This is a genomic window from Azospira sp. I09 (assembly GCF_009177135.1).
GTDB classification, from domain to species: domain Bacteria; phylum Pseudomonadota; class Gammaproteobacteria; order Burkholderiales; family Rhodocyclaceae; genus Azospira; species Azospira oryzae.
Genome location: NZ_AP021844.1, coordinates 1,487,989 through 1,509,764 on the forward strand (window position 1 = coordinate 1,487,989; position 21,776 = coordinate 1,509,764).

Sequence of the window (21,776 nt, forward strand, 5' to 3'; positions counted from 1 at the left end):
AAGCCCGGCAGGTTTCCCCGCCGGGCCGCCATGGACGGGCTGAGCCGCCTTAGACCTTGAAGCGCTGCAGGGCCGTCTGCAGCTCCTGGGCCAGGGTCTGCAGGTTGCGGGCGTACTCGGTGTTCTGGGTGGAGGTGGCGCTGCCCTCTTCCGCCATCTGGGCGATCTGCTCCACCAGACGGGCGATTTCCTGGCTGACCACGCTCTGCTCCCGGGTGCTGTCGGCGATGTCGCGCACCGTGCTGACCGACTTCTCGGTATTGGCATCGATGACCTGCAGGGCCTCGCCGGCCTCCCGGGCCATTTCCACGCCGGCTTCCACCTGACGGCTGACCACCTGCATGCCGGCCACGGCGCTCTGGGTCTCGCCGGTGATGGCGGCGATGGTGTCGGCAATTTCCTGGGTGGAGGAACTGGTGCGCTCGGCCAGCTTGCGCACTTCGTCGGCCACCACGGCGAAGCCCCGGCCCTGTTCCCCGGCCCGGGCCGCCTCGATGGCGGCGTTCAAGGCCAGCAGGTTGGTCTGGTCGGCGATTTCCTTGATCACGCCGACGATGCCGGATATCTGCTGGGAGCGCTCGCCCAGGCTGTGGATGACCTCGGCGGAGCGGCCGATTTCGCCGGCGATGCGTTCCATTTCCTCCACCGTCTTCTGCACGATGCTGCGGCCCCGATGGGTGGATTCGGCAGCTTCCTCGCCCACCTGGGCGGCGTCGCCGGCGCTGGCGGCCACGTGGGAAATGCTGACGGACATCTGCTCCACCGAGGCGGCCATGCCGGAGGCGGACTGGGACTGCTGCTCCGCCGCTTCCATGGCCTGGTGGGAGGCATTTTCCACTTCGGAGGCGGCTGCGTTGACGCGACCGGCGGCGGCGGAAATCTCGCCCACCAGGCTGCGCACATTGGCTGCGGTCACGTTGAGGGAGTGCCCCAGGCGCTGCACCTCGTTGCCGCTGTTGCCATCCGCATCGCGCACGCTGATGGTCAGGTCCCCGGCGCCGAGGCGGTCCATCTGCACCATGAACTCGGACAGGGGCTTCAGACGCACATTGACCAGGAAGAAGATCACGGCACAGGAAAGCAGGGCCGCCACGATGCTGGAAATGACCAGGAAATTGCGCAGCTTCATGCTCTCGGCGAGGAACTCGTCCTCCCAGGAGGCCCCCACCAGACGCCAGCCCCAGCGGGAAGAGGTGCCGGCCACGCCCAGCTTCTTGCGCATCTTGCCGTTGGCGTCCTTCATCTCGTAGGTGAGCAGACCATCGGGGCCGGCCACGGCCTTGGCGATGTTGTCCCGGGTCTCCCCGTCCATGCCTTCCAGGGTCTTGCCGGCCAGGGTGGGGTGGGCCACGAATTCCACCAGGGTCTTGTCGTCCTTGGTCTGGCGGGCGATGTAGACGTAACCCGTATCGGCCACCTTGACCTTGCCGAAGAGGTCGCGGATACGGCCCAGTTCGCTTTCCAGCTTGATGCGCACGGAAACGCCGCCGTACACCTTGCCCTCCGCCGTCTTCAGCACCTTCACCGTGCTGAAGTAATAGGTGCCGTTGCGGATGGAGAGGCCACCGAAATCCTTGCCCTGCAGGATGGCGTCGGCCACCGGATCGCCAGGCTTGATCTCGGTACCGTCCATATAGCTGCCGTCCTTTTTCAGCAGGGTGGCGGCCCGGTACAGCTTGCCTTCATGCAGGGCCAGGATGGCGGCATCCTCGCCGGTCAGTTCCTGGAAGGCCAGCAGTATCTTGCGGTTGCCGTTGAGCACCTCGCCGCCGGCCCGGATCACCGGCAGATCCACATTGCCGGTGCGAACCGTGCCCGAGCCCAGGTTGAAATCACCGGACAGCTGGCGGCGGAAGAAGTTGACCTGCCGGTCGCCCCGGGCCAGAACACCGTCGTACACGTTGTCCAGGATGTCCTGCAGGATGTGCATCTGCTCGCGCAGATCGGATTCGGCCAGGTTGAGGGCAGAACGGCTGGCCATGGAGGTGGCCACCATGGTCATGGCGGTGAAGATGATGATGAGCAGGGAGGCCGCAACGAGGATGATCTGTCGGGCGATGGGCAGTCTGCGGTATAGGTCGAGCATTTTTGAACCCCCTATTTATTATTGGTTGGCTACCCGCCTGGCGGGATGGCTACCTGCCGGGAACGGTTCCCCACGGCATGTTTCAGCATTATTAATCGCTACTTTACTAAAGTAATACAACTATTTCACGCTGTGACCTAGGCGAATCCCGGACGCCCGCCCCCGTAAATACCCCGGCCTGTGGCGCGGCTGGCGGCAGCCGGAGGCTGCGCGTACAATACGCGCCCGCGGCTGTCTCCGTAGTTAAATGGATATAACTTTCCCCTCCTAAGGGAAGATTAGTGGTTCGATTCCACTCGGGGACGCCAGTCCCGCCGCCCCACTCCGTGGCACTCCCCACCCTGCCCGTCCCGCCTCGTTCTGCGGCAATCCTGGGCCCGACTCCCTGCTAACGCTTGTCCCCAGACCATCCCGACCTGAAACCCAGTATTGGCGCACCCGCCGGCATTGCACCGGCGGGGATGTCCGTCCTGCCTGCCCTGGCGGGCAGGCCTTCAGCCGGCCCAGGCCCGGGCTGCGATCTCCAGGGAGCGCAGGCGCAGGGCCGGTTCGAACACGTCGCACACCAGCATCAGCTCGTCGGCCCCGGTGCGGGCCTGCAGGGCGGCCAGGCCCCGGGCCACGGTGTCCGGTCCGCCCACCACGGCGACGCCGAGGAAGCCGTTGATGGCGTCCCGCTCTTGGGCATGGAGGCTCTCCATGAAACCCTCCCGGGGCGGCGGTAGGCCGGCCCGGTCGCCGCGCAGGATGCCCAGCACCCGCTGCCGGCTGCTGCTGGCGAGGAAATCGGCTGCGGCGTCGTTCTCCGCCGCCACCAGGGGCACGCCCACCATGACGTGGGGCCGACGCAGTGCAGCGGAGGGCTGGAATTCGTGGCGATAGAGGGCCACCGCCTGGTCCAGCATGGCCGGGGCGAAGTGGGAGGCAAAGGCATAGGGCAGACCCCGGGCCGCCGCCAGGCGGGCAGCGAAGAGACTGGAGCCGAGCAGCCAGATGGGCACCTGGGTGCCGGCCCCGGGCACCGCCACCACGGCCTGGCCCGGCTGCTGGGGACCCAGCAGGCGCTGCAGTTCGGCCACCTCCCGGGGGAAGTCGGCCTCCGTTTCCACCCGATCCCGGCGCAGGGCGCGCATGGTGGTCACGTCCGTGCCGGGGGCCCGGCCCAGACCCAGGTCGATGCGGCCCGGATAGAGTTCGGCCAGGGTGCCGAAGGCCTCGGCCACCACCAGGGGCGCGTGGTTGGGCAGCATGATGCCGCCGGCCCCGACCCGGATGCGGGAGGTGGCGCCGGCGATGTGCCCCACCAGCACGGCGGTGGCGGAGCTGGCGATGCCCGGCATGTTGTGGTGCTCGGCCAGCCAGTAGCGGGTGAAGCCAAGGGCTTCCACATGACGGGCGGTGTCCCGGGCGATGGCCAGGGCCTGGGCGATGCTGCCCCCTTCCCGCACCGTCACCAGATCGAGCAGGGAGAGGGAGGCCTTGCCGGTGGTGGTCATGGATTTTTTCCTTCCGCTCCCGCCGCCGGGACCACGATGGGATTGCGTTTGCTGGCCAGCCAGCCGAAGAAGGAGAGCAGGGCCAGGCCGCCGCCGATGAGCAGGATGCCCGCCACTTCGCTGGCCTGGAAGGCCTCGCCGAAGGTCAGGCGGGAGGAAAGGATGGCCACCACCGGGGTGCCCAGCACCGAGAGGCTGGCCTCCCAGGCCGGCACCCGGTCCAGGATGTAGATCCACAGCCACCAGCAGAGAGCCGTGCTGGCCACGGACATGAACATGAGGATGCCGACGTAGGACAGGTTCCAGTCCGTCGGGTGTTCGGGAACGACCAGGGCCAGCAGGGTCAGGGGCACGGCGCCGATGATCATCTGCCAGGTGGTGAGCACCAGCAGGTCCACCGGCTGGGCGCCGCGCAGGCGCTTGATGAGGATGGTGCCGACGGCCCAGCAGAGGGCGGCCATGAGGCCGAGGAACTTGCTGAAGAGACTGGAGTGCATGTCCCAGGGCGCGATGATGAGCAGAAGGCCGGCCAGGGTGCTGCCGGCGGCTAGCCACTGCCTGCCCCGCACCCGCTCGCCCAGGATGGGCCAGGCCAGCAGCAGGGTCCAGATGGGCATGGTGAAGATGAGCACGGCGGTCTTGCCCGGCCCCCCTTCCACCAGGGCCCAGGTCTGGAAGACCATGAAGCCGGCCACCTGGGTCAGGCCGATGGCCAGGGTCTGGCCCGGGGCCACCAGCTTGAGGGGCTTGCCCAGCAGGCGCAGCACCACCACCAGGGCCAGGGCGGCGCCGATACATCGCTCCGCGGCGAAGGCGAAGGGGGCGGCATGGGCCAGGCCCTGCTTGGCCAGGACCCAGGTGTAGCCCCAGGTGAGGGAAAGGACGACCAGGGCCAGGAGCGGCAGCCAGCGGCGATAGGCGTTCATGGAAATTCCGTCAAAAGAATGAAGGCGCCGCGACGGCCGAAGCCGCCGCGGCGTGGGTAGGGCTGTCGCTCAGGCCAAGGCCGGGTAGTCGGTGTAACCCTCGGCGCCGCCGCCGTACAGCTTGTCGGCCCGCAGTTCGTTGAGGGGAGCGCCGCTCTTGAGGCGGTGGGGCAGGTCCGGGTTGCTGATGAAGGGCCGGCCGAAGGCCACCAGGTCGGCATGGCCACTGGCCACCGCCGCTTCGGCGCTGGCGCCGCTATAGCCGTTGTTCACCATCCAGGTGCCGCCGAAGGCCCGGCGCAGGGCCTCGTAGTCGAAGGCGGGAGCGCCTTCGGGCTGGCGCGGGCCGCCGGTCTCGCCTTCGATGACGTGCAGGTAGGCCAGACCCAGGGGCGCCACCTGCTCCACCACATAGCCGTAGAGGGCCTGGGGATTGCTGTCCAGGGGCGCGGCGAAGGTGGTGAGGGGGCTCAGGCGCAGGCCGGTGCGGCCGGCGCCGATTTCCCCGGCCACGGCCCGCACCACTTCCAGCAGCAGCCGGGCCCGGTTGGGGATGGAGCCGCCATAGGGGCCGCTGCGGTCATTGACGCTGTCGCGCAGGAACTGTTCCAGCAGGTAGGTGTTGGCGCCATGCACTTCCACCCCGTCGAAGCCGGCGGCGATGGCGTTGCGGGCAGCCTGACGGTAGTCCTCCACCAGGGCCGGCAGTTCCTCGTCGGCCAGGGCCCGGGGCGCGGACACGTCCACGAAGCCTTCCTTGGTGAAGGTCTTGGTGGGGGCCGGACGGGCGGTGGAGGAGACCGGAGCGGCGCCGCCGGGCAGCAGGGAAGAATGGGAGATGCGGCCCACGTGCCACAGCTGCAGGACGATGCGGCCGCCGGCGCCATGGACGGCGTCGGTCACCTGGCGCCAGGCCGCCACCTGCTCCTCGCTGTAGATGCCCGGAGTGTCCAGGTAGCCCTGGGCCATGGGGCTGATGGGGCTGGCCTCGGCGATGATGAGGCCGGCACTGGCGCGCTGGCGGTAGTACTCCACCGTCAGGGGACCGGGCTTGTTGCCGGCGATGGCCCGGTTGCGGGTCAGGGGGGCCATGACGATGCGGTTGGCCAGGGAAATGTCGCCGACGGTGACAGGATCGAACAGGGAAGGCATGGATTGGCTCCTCGAAAAGGATGTTGCTGATTAGACCGGTCGTCTATGACTGCAAAACAATAAAAGGGCCGCCACCGGGGCGGCCCCGGGGGAAAACTCAGGGGGTCAGCATCTTGCGGGTGAAGGCCATGGCGTTCTCCAGGGCGGCCCGGTTGCGGTGCAGCTTGCCCAGCAGGCTGGCGCCCAGCCACAGCTGGTACAGGGTCTGGGCCGTCTCCCGGGGCTCCAGGGGCGGCAGGGAGGCATCGGCCACGCCGGCTTCCACCAGGGCCGCCAGGCGCGCCACGATCTGCTCGGTACCGTCCCGCAGGGTGATGCGCATGGCGTCGGAGAGATCGGCCACTTCGGCGCTGAGCTTCACCACCAGGCACTTCTGGGCATTGCAGGCGTCGCTCTGGGCATCCATCCAGCGCTGCCAGTAGCGTTCCAGCCGTTCCCGGCCGCTGGCGGCGGGGTCCCGGCTCAGCTCGTCGATGCGCTCCAGGTAGCCGGCGAAGTGGTCCTGCAGCAGGGCCTGACCGAACTGCTCCTTGGACTCGAAGTAGTGGTAGAAGGAGCCCTTGGGCACCCCGGCTGTCTTGAGAATTTCATTGAGGCCGACGGAAGAAAAGCCCTTGCCGGCGATGAGCCCCTTGCCGCTGTCCAGGATGTGCTGACGGGTATTGTCGTAGCGAGTGTTCATGGCCGCCACGATACCAACAATTAGACCAGTCGTCTAGCTGATGAATCGAGGCCGAAGGGAAGCCGCCATCGGCGTGACTTATCTCATACCCCGACGCCGGGAACGAGGCGATATACTTCGGCGATGAACCATCCAGCCGCACCGACCATGGCCCCTCCTCCCACCTGCATCGACTGCAAGCACGCCCTGGAAGTGGCCGAAGAACCGGGCATGGTGGCCTGCACGGCCCACCTGGAGTACTTCCCCGCCGACCACCCGGCCACCTGCGCCGACTTCATGAGTTCGCATCTGTTGTCCCTGGGCTAGGACACAAACAGTTATTGCCCTACGTTCCTAGAGTTAGGCCGCAGTATCCAATTTGTGTTCAGCTCCTGGAATTTTGGTGAACACAATAGACCGGCGGATGTTGAGCGATGGACAGCAGGATCGGATTTCCGAGCTGTTGCCGGGCAAGTTGACAGACGAGGAATAACGAGCGGCTGTTTGTAGAGAGGGTACTTGTCATAGCCCGTGCCGGTAGTCCGTGGCGCGACTTGCCATCGGAGTTTGGAACTGGCGCTCGGTGTCCATCTACTTCACTCAGTGGGAAACAAAGGACTTAAGGGTAAGAGTTGCGGAAGTCCTCCAAGGAGATGCTGACTCGAAAGAGTTGTTCAACGACTCAACGGCAGTACGAGCCCACCTACATCCGACCACTCCTCCAGAAAAAACGGCGACGATCAGGTAATCGGCCGTTCGCGCAGCAGCCTGACGACCAAAATCTACGTCTGTGTGGATGCATTTGGCAATCCTCTTCACTTGATCCGGACGGAAGGGCTGGTCACGTACATAACCCAAGACCCCGCATTTATAGAGTCCCAGTCTTGCAGTGCTGCTTATTCCCGATAAGGGATGTGACAGGGGAGCTTTCATGGAAACCATCAATGCCGCGGGGGCAATAGCTGTCACCCCCTCCGAAGAAGCCGGCTTGCAGAGTCGTCAATCCAACAAGCATAGATGCAAGGCTCGCACCCTCGTTGAGCGTTTTTTAAAACGCCTCAAGCAGTTCCAACATATCGCACTACGCTTCCAAAATCGCACATAGGCTCAATGCCATCTCGCATATGGCATGCAACTATACGAGTTATGATGAACACACTCTAACTGTTAAGAAAAACATGCCCACCGGGCAACAGCGAAACACAGCTGTAAATCTACAAACGACGCCCAACCACTCCCCACCACGCCACGGCGGAAACTCCCCCCTTATTCCCCTGCCAAGCAGCACAACCCCGGCACCAGCAGGAGCGTTTCATCTATCCCCTGCAACCAAGCCTCCGGAAACAGCGCAGGGAGGAAAATTCTGCCAGCAGTAACGGCTGCGCCTTGTCAGGAGTTCTGCGTCAGGGGTCCCGGCTGATTCCACTTGAGCCCAGTGCCGGCATGATGAGTTGCCAGCCTGCCATGCCCTCTGTTTCCCAGATCAGCAGCAACCAACCCCAGCCGAGCTGGCAAGCCAGCAGGACTGCGATCGTAATCCAGCAACGGTTCAGCCAACATTCATCCGGTACGATAGCCAACTCCGTCAGCAGCCCATCGGCAACCTTGTGAAAACGGGCAAGGAATTCCTCTTCGCAAGCAGGGAAAAAGGGCTATGGATGATAGGGTCGTACCAGGTCGATGGCGGCCTATGCTCCGGTAGACGCCCTGATGGGCAGGCCCGGGATCGCCATTGAGTTACGGCTAGCCCGCCCTACCTGCCGAGGGTGCCCCCGACTTCCCCCTTGTCGCGTATTCTCCTTGCCTGAGGAAACGCGCCGCAAACACCGGCGCCGACGGCTGTTCCGTGTATTGGGCCTCCCGGCGCAGCCACAGGGTGAAGGTGGTGTGCTCCCCCGGTGCGCTCTCCACCGAGATGCGCCCGCCGTAGCGCTGGATGATGGCGTAGGAGATGGATAGCCCCAGCCCCGTGCCCTCCTGCTTCTTGGTGGTGAAGAAGGGATCGAAGATGCGGTCCAGGTCGGCCGGGGCGATGCCGTGGCCCGTGTCCCGCACCCGCAGCAGGGCGCCGGGGAAGGAGGCTTCGCCGGGGATGGCGTCGTCGGGGCAGATGTCCCGGCTTTCCACGCTCAGGGTGCCGCCCTGGGGCATGGCCTGCATGGCGTTCATCATCAGGTTGATCAGCACCTGCTGCAGTTCGCCCCGGTTCATTTCCACATTGCAACCGGCCTCGAGCCGGGTCTCCACCTTGACCCCGGCCTTGTTCAGGTTGTGCCGGGTCAGCACCAGGCAGTCGGCCACCACGCCGTTCACGTCCGTGGCTTCGGCATAGCCGGCGAAGTCGCCGGGGCGGGCGAATTGCAGCAGGCGGGTGACGATGGCGCGGATGCGCTGGGTCTGTTCGTCGATCAGGCGGATCTCGCCCCGCACGGGCTCGGCCTGCTCCCCCAGCACGTCCCGCAGCAGTTCCAGGTTGCCCTGGATCACGGCCACCGGGTTGTTGATCTCATGGGCAACGCCGGCGGTGAGTTCGCCGATGGCGGTGAGCTTTTCGTTCATCACAAGCTGCTGCTGGGCCCGGCGCAGGGTGGCGTTGGCCTCTTCCAGGGCGGCGGTGCGCTCGGCCACCTTGCGGTCCAGCTCGTCGGCGGAACGCTGCAGTTCCAGGCGGCGGGCGGAGAGGGAATCGAGCAGGTGGTCGAAGGCCCGGGAGAGGCGGCCCAGTTCGTCCTTGCTGGCGCTGGGGCCGACCCGGGCGGTCTCTTCGCCGGCTTCGATGCGGGCCATGACCCGGTTCATGCGCTCGATGGGGCGAAAGATGGTCTGGGCCCAGCGCAGGGCGGCCAGGGTGCCCAGGCCCGAGACCAGCAGGAAGAGCAGGAAGAGGCCGGCCAGGGCGCCGTGCAGGGCGGTCTGCAGGGGGGCTTCGAGAAAGCCGACGTAGAGCATGCCGACCCGCTCGCCGCGCAGGTTGAGCAGGGGCTCGTAGCCGGAGACGTAGGTGTCGTCCACCACGAAGGCGGAGCCGAGCCACACTTCGCCCCGGCCCAGCACCTTGTCGCGCACGGCCTGGGAGACCCGGGTGCCGAGGGCGCGCCGGCCTTCGAAGAGACGCACGTTGGTGGCGATGCGGGTGTCGCCGAGGAACAGGGTGGCGGTACCCTGGCTGCCCAGGGGCAGGGAGGCCTGCTGATAGACGATGGTGTTGATGCGGTCCACGATGCCCAGGTTGCCGTTGAGCAGGACGCCCCCTTCCAGCACTCCCAGCATCTGGCCCTCGCTGCCCAGCACCGGCACCGCGGCCTGGATCACCAGGCCCCGGTCTTCGGCCCGGCGCGGGTCGGGGGAGGCATTGCGGGTGGGCAGCAGGTCCAGGTGGGCCCGCTGGCGCAGGGCGGGCGCCAGTTCGTCGAGCTGCTCCGGGGCGAACACTTCCAGGCCGTGCTGGCCCCGCCCCTGCAGGGCGGACTGGACCACGTCCCAGGCGCTGCGGTCCACCGGGCCGCGGCCGCCGGCCCGCACCCGGCCGCGGGAATCGAGCAGCACCAGATAGTCCAGACCCTGGGCCAGGGCCGCCTCCTGCAGCAGCAGGTCCATGTCGTCGGGAGCGCCCCGCTGCAGGGCCTGCAGCAGGCGGTGGGAGGAGGAGAAACCTTCCAGGTTGAGGCTGACGCCGCTCTGCACCCGGTCGAAAAACTGGCGGGCGGTGACCAGGTCGGAGCTGACCTTGTTAACCAGCAGCTGGTTGTAGCCCTGGGTACCCCAGACCCAGACGATGAGCAGCAGCACCGGCACCCCCAGCAGCAGGGGCGCCAGCACCAGGGCCAGCAGCTTGAGCCGCACCGAGCCGGCGAAGGAGGCCTGCAGCGCCTCCAGGCGCCGGCCGGGATGGCGCAGCCAGGCGCCCAGGCGGCCGCTCATACCCCCCACTCGGCGCACTTGCGGTCCAGGGTCTTGCGGGAGACGCCCAGGAGGTCCGCCGCCCGGGCCTTGCTGCCGTTGCTCTGGGCCAGCACCGCCAGGATGTGGCGCTTTTCCACCTCGGCCAGGAGCAGGGAGGGGGGCGCTGCCGCCGGCTCCATGGCGGCGCCGTCGCTGCCCAGGGAGTCCAGGGGGAATTCGCCGAAGAGCAGGGAGCGCTCAACGAAGTTGCGCAGCTCCCGCACGTTGCCGGGCCAGGCGTAGGCCGAGAGGGCGTGGGCCACCTCGGGGGTGATGAGCAGGGGCGCCACGCCGAGCTGGACGCACAGGTTGTCCATGAACAGGGCCGCCAGCTCGGGCACGTCCTCGGCGCGCTGGCGCAGGGGCGGCACGGTGAGGGTCATCACTTCCAGGCGGTAGAAGAGGTCCTGGCGGAAGCGGCACTGGGCCACCTCCTGCTTCAGGTCCCGGTTGGTGGCGGCCACCACCCGCACATCCACCGGCACCTCGTGCTCGGTGCCGACGGGGCGGATCTTGCGTTCCTCCAGCACCCGCAGCAGCTTGGACTGCAGGGCCAGGGGGAACTCGCCGATTTCGTCGAGGAACAGGGTGCCGCCGTGGGCGTAGTAGAAGAGGCCATTGCGGGCCTCCTTGGCGCCGGTGAAGGCGCCCTTCACGTGGCCGAAGAGTTCGGATTCGATGAGGTCGGCGGAAATGGCGGCGCAGTTCACCGCGACGAAGGGCCGGGAGGCCCGGGGCGAGAGCTGGTGCAGGGCCCGGGCCACCAGTTCCTTGCCGACGCCGGATTCGCCCTGGATCAGCACGGTCGAGGGGGTCGGCGCCACCCGCCGCACCAGGGCCCGCAGGCGGGCGATGCTGTCGGAGTGGCCGACGATTTCATCCCGGGCGCCGCCCCGCTCTTCCAGCTGGCGGCGCAGGACGAAGTTCTCCCGGGCCAGGCGGGCCCGCTCGAAGCAGCGGTTGATGGAATTGACGATCTGGTCCACGCGGAAGGGCTTGAGGACGAAGTCGGAGGCGCCGGCGCGCAGGGCGTCGATGGCCGTTTCCATGTCGGCGAAGGCAGTGATGAGGATGACGTCGCCGGCGAAACCGGCGGCCTTCAGGTCCTTCAGCCATTCCAGGCCGGACTTTCCGGGCAGGGCGATGTCCAGGATGATCAGGTCGAAGTGGCGCCCGGCCAGCTGGGCCGCCCCCTCCTCGGCGCTGGCCGCCGCCTCCACCTGCCAGCCGCGCAGGGCCAGGGTGCGGGAGAGGAAGCTGCGCATGCCCTCCTCGTCGTCCACCACCAGCACCGTCGGTTCGGCGGGGCGGTCGGCGGGATCGGGGGATTCGGACCCGGGGTTTTCGGGAATGAAGGCCATGGCGAAGAAGGGAATGGGCGCGGAAAGGGCCGATTATAAGCCCCGCCGGCGCCCCGCCCGGCCCTCAGGGACGCAGTTCCACCAGGGTCAGGTCGTCGCGGAACTGGTCGCTGCCGTGGTAGCGGGCCGCCGCCAGCCAGATGCCCTGCACCGAGCGGCGCGGCCCCGGCTCCGCCAGGAGGGCGAAGATGGCTTCCTCGCCGAAGGCCTTGCCGCTCTCGTCCTCGCACTCGCAAAAGCCGTCGGTGAACAGGTAGAAGCGGTCCCGGGGGTGGAACACCAGTTCCGTCGGCGCTTCCGTCTCCCCCAGGTTGGGCTGCAGGCCGAGGGGATAGTAGGCCGAGCCCACCAGGGTCAGCTTGCCCCGGCCGCTGCGGTTGAAGCAGCCGGGCATGCCGCCGTTCCACACCCGCAGCCGGTCCCGGGCGGCATTCACCTCCACCAGGGCGAAGGCCATGAACATCTGCAGCGGCAGGCGCTGGAACATGACCCGGTTGAGTTCGATCAGCAGGGCCTCGGCATCGCCGTTCTCCGCCGCCTGGGAATAGAAGACGTGGCCCAGCAGGGGCGCCACCACGGCGGAGGCGGGGCCGTGGCCGGAGATGTCGCCCACCAGCACCCACTGGCGCCGGTCCGGGGTCATGGCGGAGAGCAGCATGTCGCCGTTGCTGCGGTCCACCGAGGAAAGGACGTAGCGCAGCTTGTGGGGATCGAAGGTCTCGGTCTCCCGCAGCCGGGTGAGGATGTCCTCGGCCAGGCAGCGCTCGTGCATCAGCCACTGGTTCTGCTCCGCCAGCTGGCGCCGCGCCTCGGCCAGGGCCACATGGCTGCGGATGCGGGCGCGCACGATGGAGGGACTGACCGGGCGGCCGATGAAATCCACGGCCCCCAGGGCCAGGCCCCGGACCTCGTCGCGGATGGCGGTCATGGCGGTGACGAAAACCACGGGAATGGCGGCGGTGGCCGGATCGGACTTGAGCCGGTCCAACACCTCGTAGCCGTCCATACCCGGCATCATGACGTCGAGCAGGATCAGGTCCGGCGGCGGCTCGTCCACGGCGCAGGCCAGGGCTTCCGGACCGTTGTAGGCGAAGCGCAGGTCGTATTCGAACTGCAGGCAGTCGGCCAGCACTTCGACGTTTTCCCGGGCGTCGTCCACGATGAGGACGATGGGGCGCCGGGGCGTCCGCCACGGACACCCGCTGCCGGCGGGCAGCCCGGGGCTGCCCTGGTCGGACGCATGGGACACGGAAGCCCTCCAGCCACTCCGGATCGGAACGGTCGCCGGCGGGCCGGAGCCCGCCACGGCGGCGTCAGACCAGCTTGAGCACCTTGTGCAAATTGACCAGCTTGAGGACTTTCTTGACGTCGCTGCTGCAGTTATGCAGCTCCAGGGACTTGCCTTCCCGGGTGACGCGGTCGTTGATGACCATGAGGGCGCCGATGCCCGAACTGTCGATGTAGGTCAGCTTGCCGCAGTCGAGGATGACTCGGCTGGCTTCCGGCATGGCGATCAGGCTGTTGCAGCGGCTGTGGAAATTGACGGTGTTGGAGTAATCCAGGCGGCCCTCCAGGACCAGGGAACACTCGCCATCCGGCTGGCGGATTTCAGCTTGGTTGTCCATTTCTTATCCCCCTGAAACTCCCGGGAGGCAGGCGGGGCCGGCCTCCGGGCAAGATTGAGCCATTCACCCGACCCAGTGCCTCCCTGGAAATGTCTCTCAGCGTTATATGGCGCGGGCCGGAGGGTCATTAGGCTACCGCCGCCGCCCCCGCGTCAAGCCCCTGCCATCAACGTACGGCAAACCGCTTTTCCATCTCCGCCGCCATGGCGTTGAACTGCTCGGCCAGCTCGTGCTGCAGCAGGGACGGCCCCAGCAGGGAGGGCAGCCAGAAGTCGGGAACCATCGCCACCCGGTAGGAAAAGCGGGTGCCGCCGTCCAGGGGCGCCAGCACCATGTCGCTCTCGAATTGCCTGGTATTGCCGGCCAGGCCGCGGGCCTGGATGCGCCGCCGGGGCGTCAGGGTGATCTCCCGCAGGGACTCGAAGGCGAAGGAGAAAATGCCGAAGCGGGCCCTCCCCTTCTGCTCCACCTGCAGCACCTGGCCCTGGCGGGAAAGCACCCGGCTGCTGCTGAGATTGGTGAGGATGGCGGCCATGTTGTCGAAGTCCGTCAGCACTTCCCAGGCGACGGACGGCGGCACCGGCACGACGAACTGCGCCTCCACCGTCCACGTCTCGCCCTGGCGGCGCACCTGGATCTCATCTTCGTCGATGCGGACGGGGGCATTGGCGCCGGCGAGGACCAGGCCGGGGGCCAGCGGCAGCAGGGAGAGGGCCCGCAGAAGGAGGCGGCGGCAGGAATCCATGGCCCATTCTTGCGCCGGGCCCTGACCCGGGTCTGACCGGGCCGTGTAAAAGAATGTTCAGAGGGAGAGCACGGCGGGGAGGAAGACCTCGTTCACCAGGAGCCCCTTGGCGCCGCGGCCGAAGCGGGAGCGGCGGGCCCACAGCCAGCCGGGCTGGGGGCCGAGGGCGGCCTCGGCGCTGCGGTAGAGGCGGTGGCGCCGGTCCAGGGCGCGGAATTCGAGGCGGCCCCGGGCGATGCGGGGGTCGGAGAAGAGCAGGCTGCCCAGAGAACGCTGGCCCAGGGCGAAAAAGCGCTGATCGAAGGGATGGCGCGGCGCCAGGGGCATGACGGTGTGGGCGAAGACCACCGGCACCTCGTCCGCCAGCAGCAGCACTTCCCGCATCCAGACCCGGGTGCCGGCGGGCAGGCCGAGGCAGGCCGCCTCTTCGCTGCCGATGGGGGCCAGGCACTGGCGCAGGCATTGCACGCGGAAACGGTCGCAGCGGGCACGGATGCGGGCGGTGAGGGAACCCCGTTCCTCCAGCCAGGGACGCAGGGCCGGGGCCGGGGCCCGGCCGCGTTGCAGCAGGGCCGAACGCCAGGCGGCGCGGGCCGGGATCATCGCGGCGCGGGAGCGCGCTCGATGCCGCCCAGGGTCAGGCCGGCCTTGAGGCCCCGCTGGGCGAACCAGCCCTGGTTCATCTCCAGGGCGAAGCGGGCGTCCTTGTCGGCGCAGTGGCTGTTCTCGGTCTGGGGCTGCATGTCGCGGATGTTGATGATGCGGCCCTGTTCATCGAGGAAGGCGACGGAAAGGGGCAGCAGGGTGTTCTTCATCCACATGCAGTGGCGGGCCGGGAAGGGGAAGACGAACAGCATGCCCTGGTTGGCCGCCATGCTGCGGCGGTTCATCAGGCCCTGCTGGCGGTCCGGATCGGTGTAGGCCACTTCGGCCTCGATGCGGTGGAAGCCAGCGGTCAGTTCCAGGCGGCCCATCTCGGCCAGGGCGCTGCCGCACCAGGCAGCGGCTGCCAGGGCGAGGGCGGCGCCCAGGGAGCGGGAAAGGGTGGTGGTATGCATGGGGCGGAATTATAGGCCAGCCGGCAGCGGCTGCCCTATTTTGCGCAGCGCCGGGCCGGGCAGGCCGCAAGCCTGCCGGACCGGCCGCGGCGGCTTAGTGGTGGCGCTTGGCGTGGTGCTTGGCGGCCTTGGCAGGCTTGACGTGCTTGGCATGGCTCGCCTTCTTGGCGTGGTGGCCATGGGTGGCGGCTTCAGCGACGCCGGTGCCGAGGGCGAAGGCCAGGGTCAGGGCGAGCAGTAGGGCTTTTTTCATTTGCAACTCCGTCAGGGGATGGGGTTCGGCCGGGAGCGCCGTCCGGCGCCAGGTCGGCAAAACCGCCCTGCAGCAGACGCCACTCTCCCGGGGCCAGGCCTTCCACGGAAGCCCGGCCGATGGCGGCCCGGATGAGCCGGAGCGTAGGGTAGCCCACGCTGGCTGTCATCCGCCTGACCTGGCGGTTCTTGCCCTCACGGATTTTCAGTTCGATCCAGCTGGTGGGGATGGCGGCCCGGTAGCGGATGGGCGGCTCCCGCAGCCACAATCCATGCGGTTCTTCCATGAGCCTGGCCTGGGCCGGCCGGGTGACGCCATCCTTCAGGGCAACCCCCTGGCGAAGGGCTTGCAGCGCGGATTCCGTCGGTACGCCCTCCACCTGCACCCAGTAGGTCTTTTCCAGCTTGTAGCGGGGATCGGCGATGCGGGCCTGCAGGACGCCGTCGTCGGTGAGCAGGAGCAGGCCTTCGCTGTCCGCGTCGAGGCGGCCGGCGGGATAGACGCCGGGCATCTCCAGGTAGTCCTTGAGGCCCTGCCAGCGGCCCTCGGGGGTGAATTGGGAGAGGACGCCGTAGGGCTTGTTGAAGAGGAGGATGCGGGCCATCTCAGGCGTTTTCCCCGCCGGCGGCGTAGAGGCGGCTAAAGCGCAGTTCTTCCGGATAGGGGAAGAAGTCCTCCACCCGCCCCTGGCGGATCTGCTCCTGGGCCGCCTGCCAGAATTCGGGCTGCAGCAGGTCCCGGTGGTGCTTGAGGAAGGCCTGGCGCACCGGCCGGGAACCGAGCAGGAAGGTGGCGAACTCTTCCGGGAAGACGTCGTTGCGGGCCACGGAATACCAGGGCTCGCCGGACATTTCCAGTTCCGGATAGGGGGCTTCCGGGATGGCCCGGAAATTCATGTCGGTCATGTGTTCGATTTCGTCGTAGTCGTAGAAGACGATGCGGTTGTAGCGGGTGACGCCGAAGTTCTTCCACAGCATGTCGCCGGGGAAGATGTTGGCGATGGCCAGTTCCCGGATGGCGTTGCCGTAGTCCTTCACCGCCGCTTCCACCTTCTCTTCCGGGGCGTTGTCCAGATAGATGTTGAGGGGCGTCATGCGCCGCTCGATGTAGAGGTGCTTGATGATCAGGTCTTCTCCGTCCTCCTCCAGGAGGGAGGGCACCTGCTGCCGCAGCTCCTCCAGCAGGGCCGGATCGAAGCGGGAACGGGGCAGGGCCGCGTAGGAGAACTCCAGGGTGTCGGCCATGCGCCCCACCCGGTCCACCTGCTTCACCAGCTGGTACTTGTATTTGACCGTGGCGTGGTCTACTTCCTTGGAACTGCCGAAGACGTCCTTGATGATCTTGAAGACGTAGGGGAAGGACGGCAGGGTGAACACCAGCATCACCAGGCCCCGGATGCCGGGGGCGACGATGAATTTGTCCTCCGAATGGCGCAGGTGGTAGATGAGGTCGCGGAAGAACATGGTCTTGCCCTGCTTGCCCAGCCCCAGCATGGTGTACAGCTCGGAGCGGGGCTTGCCGGGCATGATGGAGCGCAGGAACTGGACGTAGCCGGAGGGCACTTCCATATCCACCATGAAATAGGCCCGGGACAGGGAAAAGAGGATGGAGATGCGCCAGGCGTCGAGCAGGATGGTATCCAGATAGAGCTTGCCACCCGGGGTGTGCAGCACCGGGATGGCGAAGGGGTATTCCTGGTTGCCGTTGATGGCCTTGCCGATGATGTAGGCGCCCTTGTTGCGGTAGAAGGCGGAGTACAGCACCTGGATCTGGCAGTTGGCCTCCCGGGCCGGCAGTTCGCCTCCGAGATGGGTCTGGATGGTGCGGTAGAGGTAGTCCACGTCCCGCTCCAGGTCCTCGAAATCCCGCTGCCAGTCGAAGTCCAGGATGATCTGGCGCATGGTCTGGCCGAGGCCGCCCTCCCCCGGGTAGTAGCTGGAGTAGGTGGGCGGATTGGATTCGATGTTCTCCGTGGAGATGGCCGGCCGCACGAAGATGAAGTCGTTGTGGAAATAGGTGCGGTGCAGGATCTTGCAGCACACGGAGTTGAAGAAGGTCTCCGCCAGCTCCGGCTGCTTGTGATTGAGCAGCAGGCCGATGTAGAGCAGCTTCACCTGCTGCCAGGTGGCGTCGTCCAGGGCCTCGGCCCGGAATTCGTCGCGCAGGCGCTCGACGCACTCCTCCACCCGGTCGTCGTAGAAACGGATGCGATCCTTCACCGCCTTGTGCACCGCCAGCCAGTCGCCGGACTCGAAACGGAACTTGGCCTCCCGGCTGGTCTGGCGGAACAGCCGGTAATGCTTGTTGAAGCCGTCGATGAGGGCAATGGCGATGCGATTGGCGGTGGCGGCGGTCGAAATGTCCATCGGCACGGGCGGGACGCGGAAGAAAGCGGAAATCTTAGCACCGGCCAGCCCCGCCTCCCGCGGAAATGGGGCCCGGACAGGCTCCATGAGGGGCCCTGGGGAGGGAAAGGCGGGCATCCATCCCCACGGCATTCATTGCACGGTACGCAATAAGATTGCACCGGGTGATATAATATATATAAGAGTTGTCCGCACCTTTAACTACGAACTATGTGAGGGATTAGCATGTCTGCTGGTAAGTCGAAGATCATTTACACGCTCACTGATGAGGCGCCCCTGCTGGCGACCTGTGCTTTTCTGCCGATCATCCGCACCTTCACCGGTCCGGCCGGCGTTGAAATCGCCGAAAGCGACATTTCCGTGGCCGCCCGTGTCCTGGCCGAATTCTCCGACTACCTGCGCGACGACCAGAAGGTTCCGGACAACCTGGCCGAACTGGGCCGCCTGACCCAGGACCCCGACACCAACATCATCAAGCTGCCCAACATCAGCGCCTCCGTGGCCCAGCTGGTGGCTTGCGTCAAGGAACTGCAGGCCAAGGGCTACGCCATCCCCGACTACCCGGAAAACCCCACCACGGACGAGGAAAAGGCCCTCAAGACCCGCTACGGCAAGTGCCTGGGCTCCGCCGTGAATCCGGTGCTGCGCGAAGGCAACTCCGACCGCCGCGCCCCCGCCGCCGTCAAGAACTATGCCAAGAAGCACCCCCACTCCATGGGTGAATGGAAGCCCTGGTCCCAGACCCACGTGGCCCACATGGACCACGGCGACTTCTACCACGGCGAAAAGTCCCTGACCCTGGACAAGGCCCGGGACGTGAAGATGGAGCTGGTCACCAAGAGCGGCAAGACCATCGTGCTGAAGCCCAAGGTGGCCCTCAAGGACGGCGAGATCATCGACTCCATGTTCATGAGCAAGAAGGCCCTGTGCGACTTCTACGAGAAGGAACTGGAAGACTGCCGCCAGGCCGGCATCCTCTTCTCCCTGCACGTGAAGGCCACCATGATGAAGGTGTCCCACCCCATCGTCTTCGGCCACTGCGTCAAGATCTACTACAAGGAAGCCTTCGAGAAGCACGGCAAGCTGTTCGACGAGCTGGGCATCAACGTCAACAACGGCATGGCCACCCTCTACGAGAAGATCGACACCCTGCCCGAATCCAAGCGCGACGAGATCATCCGCGACCTGCATGCCTGCCAAGAGCACCGTCCCCGTCTGGCCATGGTGGATTCCGCCAAGGGCATCACCAACTTCCACTCCCCCAACGACATCATCGTGGACGCTTCCATGCCCGCCATGATCCGCGGCGGCGGCAAGATGTGGGGTGCCGACGGCAAGCCTTACGACTGCAAGGCCGTGATGCCTGAATCCACCTTCGCCCGCATCTACCAGGAGATGATCAACTTCTGTAAGTGGCACGGCAACTTCGATCCCAAGACCATGGGCACCGTGCCCAACGTCGGCCTGATGGCCCAGAAGGCCGAGGAATACGGCTCCCACGACAAGACCTTCGAAATCGCCGAAGCCGGCATCGCCAACATTGTGGACCTGGCCACCGGCGAAGTGCTGCTGTCCCAGAACGTGGAAGAAGGCGACATCTGGCGCATGTGCCAGGTGAAGGACGAGCCGATCCGCGACTGGGTCAAGCTGGCCGTCACCCGTGCCCGCAACTCCGGCATGCCTGCCGTCTTCTGGCTGGACCCCTACCGTCCCCACGAGGCCGAGCTGATTAAGAAGGTGGAGAAGTACCTCAAGGATCACGACACCAGCGGCCTGGAAATCCACATCATGTCCCAGGTGCGCGCCATGCGCTTCACCCTGGAACGGGTCGCCCGCGGCCTGGATACCATCTCCGTCACCGGCAACATCCTGCGCGACTACCTGACCGACCTGTTCCCCATCATGGAACTGGGCACCTCCGCCAAGATGCTCTCCATCGTGCCCCTGATGGCTGGCGGCGGCATGTACGAAACCGGTGCCGGCGGCTCCGCGCCCAAGCACGTGCAGCAGCTGGTGGAAGAAAACCACCTGCGCTGGGATTCCCTGGGCGAGTTCCTGGCCCTGGCCGTGTCCCTGGAAGAGCTGGGCATCAAGACCGGCAACGCCAAGGCCAAGCTGCTGGCCAAGACCCTGGATGAGGCCACCGGCAAGCTGCTGGACGAGAACAAGTCCCCCTCCCGCCGTACCGGCGAGCTGGACAACCGGGGCAGCCAGTTCTACCTGGCTCTGTACTGGGCCCAGGCCCTGGCCGCCCAGTCCGAGGACAAGGACCTGGCCACCAAGTTCGGCCCCCTGGCCAAGTCCCTAGCCGAAAACGAGCAGAAGATCGTGGACGAGCTGAAGGCGGTCCAGGGCAAGCCCGTGGATATCGGCGGCTACTACCTGGCCGACCAGGCCAAGGTGACCGCCGTGATGCGCCCCAGCGCCACCCTCAACAGCCTGCTGCAGGCCGCCAGCGCCGCCTGATCGGCACCTGCCCGGCCCACGGCCCGGTCCAGCCCCCGTCCCGGGGTTTGGCCGGGCCGTTTTTCTTGTGTCGGCACCGGCCTTGCCACCTGCCGGACGCACCCTCCCGTTCCGCCTCTCTTCCGCCCCCCTTCTCTGCTCCTCTCCCCGCCAGCTTCCCGGTGGACAACACCCGATTTCCGCCGGCGCCAGCCCCATGTCCCGGCCCTGGATGGGCGTCTGTCCCCCCTCCCCGTTTTTCATACATAATGCCCCGGTGCCGGCCTGAGTTTCTCCTGGCCCACGGCCCTCGCCCGGCATGATCACGACGGGGTTTCAACGCAAAACCCTGCGCTCACATAACAACTCTCATCTCTCATGGAGCTAAGGAAATGAGTTCACACATCAAAGTCCCTCAGGGCGGGCAGAAGATCATCCCGGGCCAGCCCATTCCCAATAACCCCATCATTCCCTTCATCGAAGGTGACGGCATCGGCGTGGACATCACCCCGGTGATGATCAAGGTGGTGGATGCGGCCGTGCAAAAAGCCTATGGCGGCCAGAAGAAAATCCACTGGATGGAGGTTTACGCCGGCGAGAAATCCACCCAGATCTACGGTGCCGACGAGTGGCTGCCCAAGGAAACCTTCGACGCTCTCAAGGAATACTCGGTCTCCATCAAGGGGCCCATGACCACCCCGGTGGGCGGCGGCATCCGCTCCCTCAACGTGGCCCTGCGCCAGGAGCTGGACCTCTACCAGTGCGTGCGCCCGGTGCAGTACTTCAAGGGCGTGCCTTCCCCCCTGAAGCAGCCCGAGCTGTGCAACATGGTGATCTTCCGCGAGAACACGGAGGACATCTACGCCGGCATCGAGTGGGCCCACGGCTCCGAGGCCTGCAAGAAGGTGATCAAGTTCCTGCAGGAGGAGATGGGGGTGAAGAAGATCCGCTTCCCAGAATCCTCCGGCATCGGCATCAAGCCCATCTCCGTCGAAGGCACCGAGCGCCTGGTGCGCGCCGCCATCAAGTACGCCATCGACAACGGCCGCAAGTCGGTGACCATCGTGCACAAGGGCAACATCATGAAGTTCACGGAAGGCAACTTCCGCGACACGGCCTATGCCCTGGCCAAGCGCGAGTTCGGCGGCGTCGACATCGACGGCGGTCCGTGGCAGAAACTGCCCAACGGCATCGTCATCAAGGACGCCATCGCCGACGCCTTCCTGCAACAGATCCTGCTGCGCCCGGCCGAGTACGACGTGATCGCCACCACCAACCTCAACGGCGACTACATCTCCGATGCCCTGGCGGCCCAGGTGGGCGGCATCGGCATCGCTCCCGGCGCCAACATCTCCGACCAGTACGCCTGTTTCGAGGCCACCCACGGCACGGCGCCCAAGTATGCCGGCAAGGACAAGGTGAACCCCGGTTCCCTGATCCTCTCCGCCGAGATGATGCTGCGCCACCTGGGCTGGAAGGAGGCGGCGGACCTCATCATCAAGTCCATGGAAGCGGCCATCGGCGACAAGGTGGTGACCTACGACTTCGCCCGGCTCATGGAAGGGGCGACGGAAGTGTCCTGCTCCGAGTTCGGCGAGGCCATGATCGCCCGCATGTAAGCCGCCGCTGCGGCCACAAAAAAAGCCCCGCCATGCGGGGC

19 protein-coding genes and 1 tRNA gene are annotated in these 21,776 nt (G+C 66.4%); 5 read left to right on the forward strand and 15 right to left on the reverse strand.

Features of this window, described 5'->3' with window-relative positions:
* Positions 1-49: 49 nt before the first annotated feature.
* Positions 50-2,086, reverse strand: a complete 2,037-nt coding sequence (locus tag AZSP09_RS06875; RefSeq protein ID WP_152089566.1) for a methyl-accepting chemotaxis protein — start codon at positions 2,084-2,086, stop codon at positions 50-52.
* A gap of 233 nt (positions 2,087-2,319) precedes the next feature.
* Between AZSP09_RS06875 and AZSP09_RS06880 the strand changes: the two genes are divergently transcribed.
* Positions 2,320-2,394: transfer RNA gene (locus AZSP09_RS06880), tRNA-Arg, on the forward strand.
* 186 nt (positions 2,395-2,580) lie between these two features.
* Here AZSP09_RS06880 and AZSP09_RS06885 read toward each other — a convergent pair.
* The 4 genes from AZSP09_RS06885 to AZSP09_RS06900 form a co-directional block, all read right to left on the reverse strand.
* Positions 2,581-3,582, reverse strand: coding sequence for an LLM class flavin-dependent oxidoreductase (locus AZSP09_RS06885; protein WP_152089567.1), 1,002 nt, complete (start codon positions 3,580-3,582; stop codon positions 2,581-2,583).
* Complete coding sequence (locus tag AZSP09_RS06890; protein ID WP_152089568.1) at positions 3,579-4,508, reverse strand: DMT family transporter; 930 nt, start codon at positions 4,506-4,508, stop codon at positions 3,579-3,581. Before AZSP09_RS06890 ends, AZSP09_RS06885 begins: the two co-directional genes overlap by 4 nt.
* 69 nt (positions 4,509-4,577) lie before the next feature.
* On the reverse strand, positions 4,578-5,660 hold the full coding sequence (locus AZSP09_RS06895; RefSeq protein WP_152089569.1) for an alkene reductase: 1,083 nt from the start codon (positions 5,658-5,660) through the stop codon (positions 4,578-4,580).
* A 97-nt stretch (positions 5,661-5,757) separates the two neighbouring features.
* Complete coding sequence (locus AZSP09_RS06900; protein WP_130458096.1) at positions 5,758-6,342, reverse strand: TetR/AcrR family transcriptional regulator; 585 nt, start codon at positions 6,340-6,342, stop codon at positions 5,758-5,760.
* A gap of 147 nt (positions 6,343-6,489) precedes the next feature.
* On the opposite strand from AZSP09_RS06900, the gene AZSP09_RS19920 reads away from it, so the two are divergent.
* Entirely contained in the window at positions 6,490-6,648 is a 159-nt protein-coding gene (locus AZSP09_RS19920) for a hypothetical protein (protein ID WP_172974714.1), read from the forward strand.
* A 604-nt stretch (positions 6,649-7,252) separates the two neighbouring features.
* The gene (locus AZSP09_RS19925) at positions 7,253-7,426 is read left to right on the forward strand and encodes a hypothetical protein (RefSeq protein WP_172974715.1); all 174 of its coding nucleotides are present in this window, start codon (positions 7,253-7,255) and stop codon (positions 7,424-7,426) included.
* 638 nt (positions 7,427-8,064) lie between these two features.
* Here the strand turns inward: AZSP09_RS19925 and AZSP09_RS06910 are convergent.
* The 10 genes from AZSP09_RS06910 to aceK form a co-directional block, all read right to left on the reverse strand.
* A complete protein-coding gene (locus AZSP09_RS06910; protein ID WP_152089570.1) occupies positions 8,065-10,242 on the reverse strand; it encodes a cache domain-containing protein in 2,178 nt (725 codons plus the stop codon).
* Positions 10,239-11,624 (reverse strand): sigma-54-dependent transcriptional regulator, encoded by a 1,386-nt coding sequence (locus AZSP09_RS06915; protein ID WP_152089571.1) that lies wholly within the window; start codon positions 11,622-11,624, stop codon positions 10,239-10,241. Before AZSP09_RS06915 ends, AZSP09_RS06910 begins: the two co-directional genes overlap by 4 nt.
* Positions 11,625-11,688: 64 nt before the next feature.
* The gene (locus tag AZSP09_RS06920; protein ID WP_152089572.1) at positions 11,689-12,873 is read right to left on the reverse strand and encodes a SpoIIE family protein phosphatase; all 1,185 of its coding nucleotides are present in this window, start codon (positions 12,871-12,873) and stop codon (positions 11,689-11,691) included.
* Between the two features lie 64 nt (positions 12,874-12,937).
* Positions 12,938-13,249, reverse strand: a complete 312-nt coding sequence (locus AZSP09_RS06925; RefSeq protein ID WP_152089573.1) for an STAS domain-containing protein — start codon at positions 13,247-13,249, stop codon at positions 12,938-12,940.
* A 166-nt stretch (positions 13,250-13,415) separates the two neighbouring features.
* Complete coding sequence (locus AZSP09_RS06930; RefSeq protein ID WP_152089574.1) at positions 13,416-13,994, reverse strand: SRPBCC family protein; 579 nt, start codon at positions 13,992-13,994, stop codon at positions 13,416-13,418.
* Between the two features lie 57 nt (positions 13,995-14,051).
* Positions 14,052-14,597 (reverse strand): chorismate--pyruvate lyase family protein, encoded by a 546-nt coding sequence (locus AZSP09_RS06935; protein ID WP_152089575.1) that lies wholly within the window; start codon positions 14,595-14,597, stop codon positions 14,052-14,054.
* Positions 14,594-15,052 (reverse strand): DUF192 domain-containing protein, encoded by a 459-nt coding sequence (locus AZSP09_RS06940; RefSeq protein ID WP_152089576.1) that lies wholly within the window; start codon positions 15,050-15,052, stop codon positions 14,594-14,596. Before AZSP09_RS06940 ends, AZSP09_RS06935 begins: the two co-directional genes overlap by 4 nt.
* 94 nt (positions 15,053-15,146) lie before the next feature.
* Positions 15,147-15,305: a hypothetical protein gene (locus tag AZSP09_RS19930; protein WP_014238303.1), complete on the reverse strand. Its 159-nt coding sequence runs from the start codon at positions 15,303-15,305 to the stop codon at positions 15,147-15,149.
* Positions 15,244-15,909, reverse strand: a complete 666-nt coding sequence (locus AZSP09_RS06945) for a pseudouridine synthase (RefSeq protein WP_152089577.1) — start codon at positions 15,907-15,909, stop codon at positions 15,244-15,246. Before AZSP09_RS06945 ends, AZSP09_RS19930 begins: the two co-directional genes overlap by 62 nt.
* Position 15,910: 1 nt before the next feature.
* Positions 15,911-17,671, reverse strand: coding sequence for a bifunctional isocitrate dehydrogenase kinase/phosphatase (gene aceK, locus AZSP09_RS06950; protein ID WP_152089578.1), 1,761 nt, complete (start codon positions 17,669-17,671; stop codon positions 15,911-15,913).
* Positions 17,672-17,896: 225 nt separating this feature from the next.
* On the opposite strand from aceK, the gene AZSP09_RS06955 reads away from it, so the two are divergent.
* Both AZSP09_RS06955 and icd read left to right on the forward strand, forming a co-directional pair.
* Positions 17,897-20,137 carry an NADP-dependent isocitrate dehydrogenase gene (locus AZSP09_RS06955; protein WP_014238306.1) on the forward strand — a complete coding sequence of 747 codons (2,241 nt, stop codon included), beginning with the start codon at positions 17,897-17,899 and terminating at the stop codon, positions 20,135-20,137.
* Positions 20,138-20,508: 371 nt separating this feature from the next.
* Positions 20,509-21,735 (forward strand): NADP-dependent isocitrate dehydrogenase, encoded by a 1,227-nt coding sequence (gene icd / locus AZSP09_RS06960; RefSeq protein ID WP_152089579.1) that lies wholly within the window; start codon positions 20,509-20,511, stop codon positions 21,733-21,735.
* Positions 21,736-21,776: the final 41 nt, after the last annotated feature.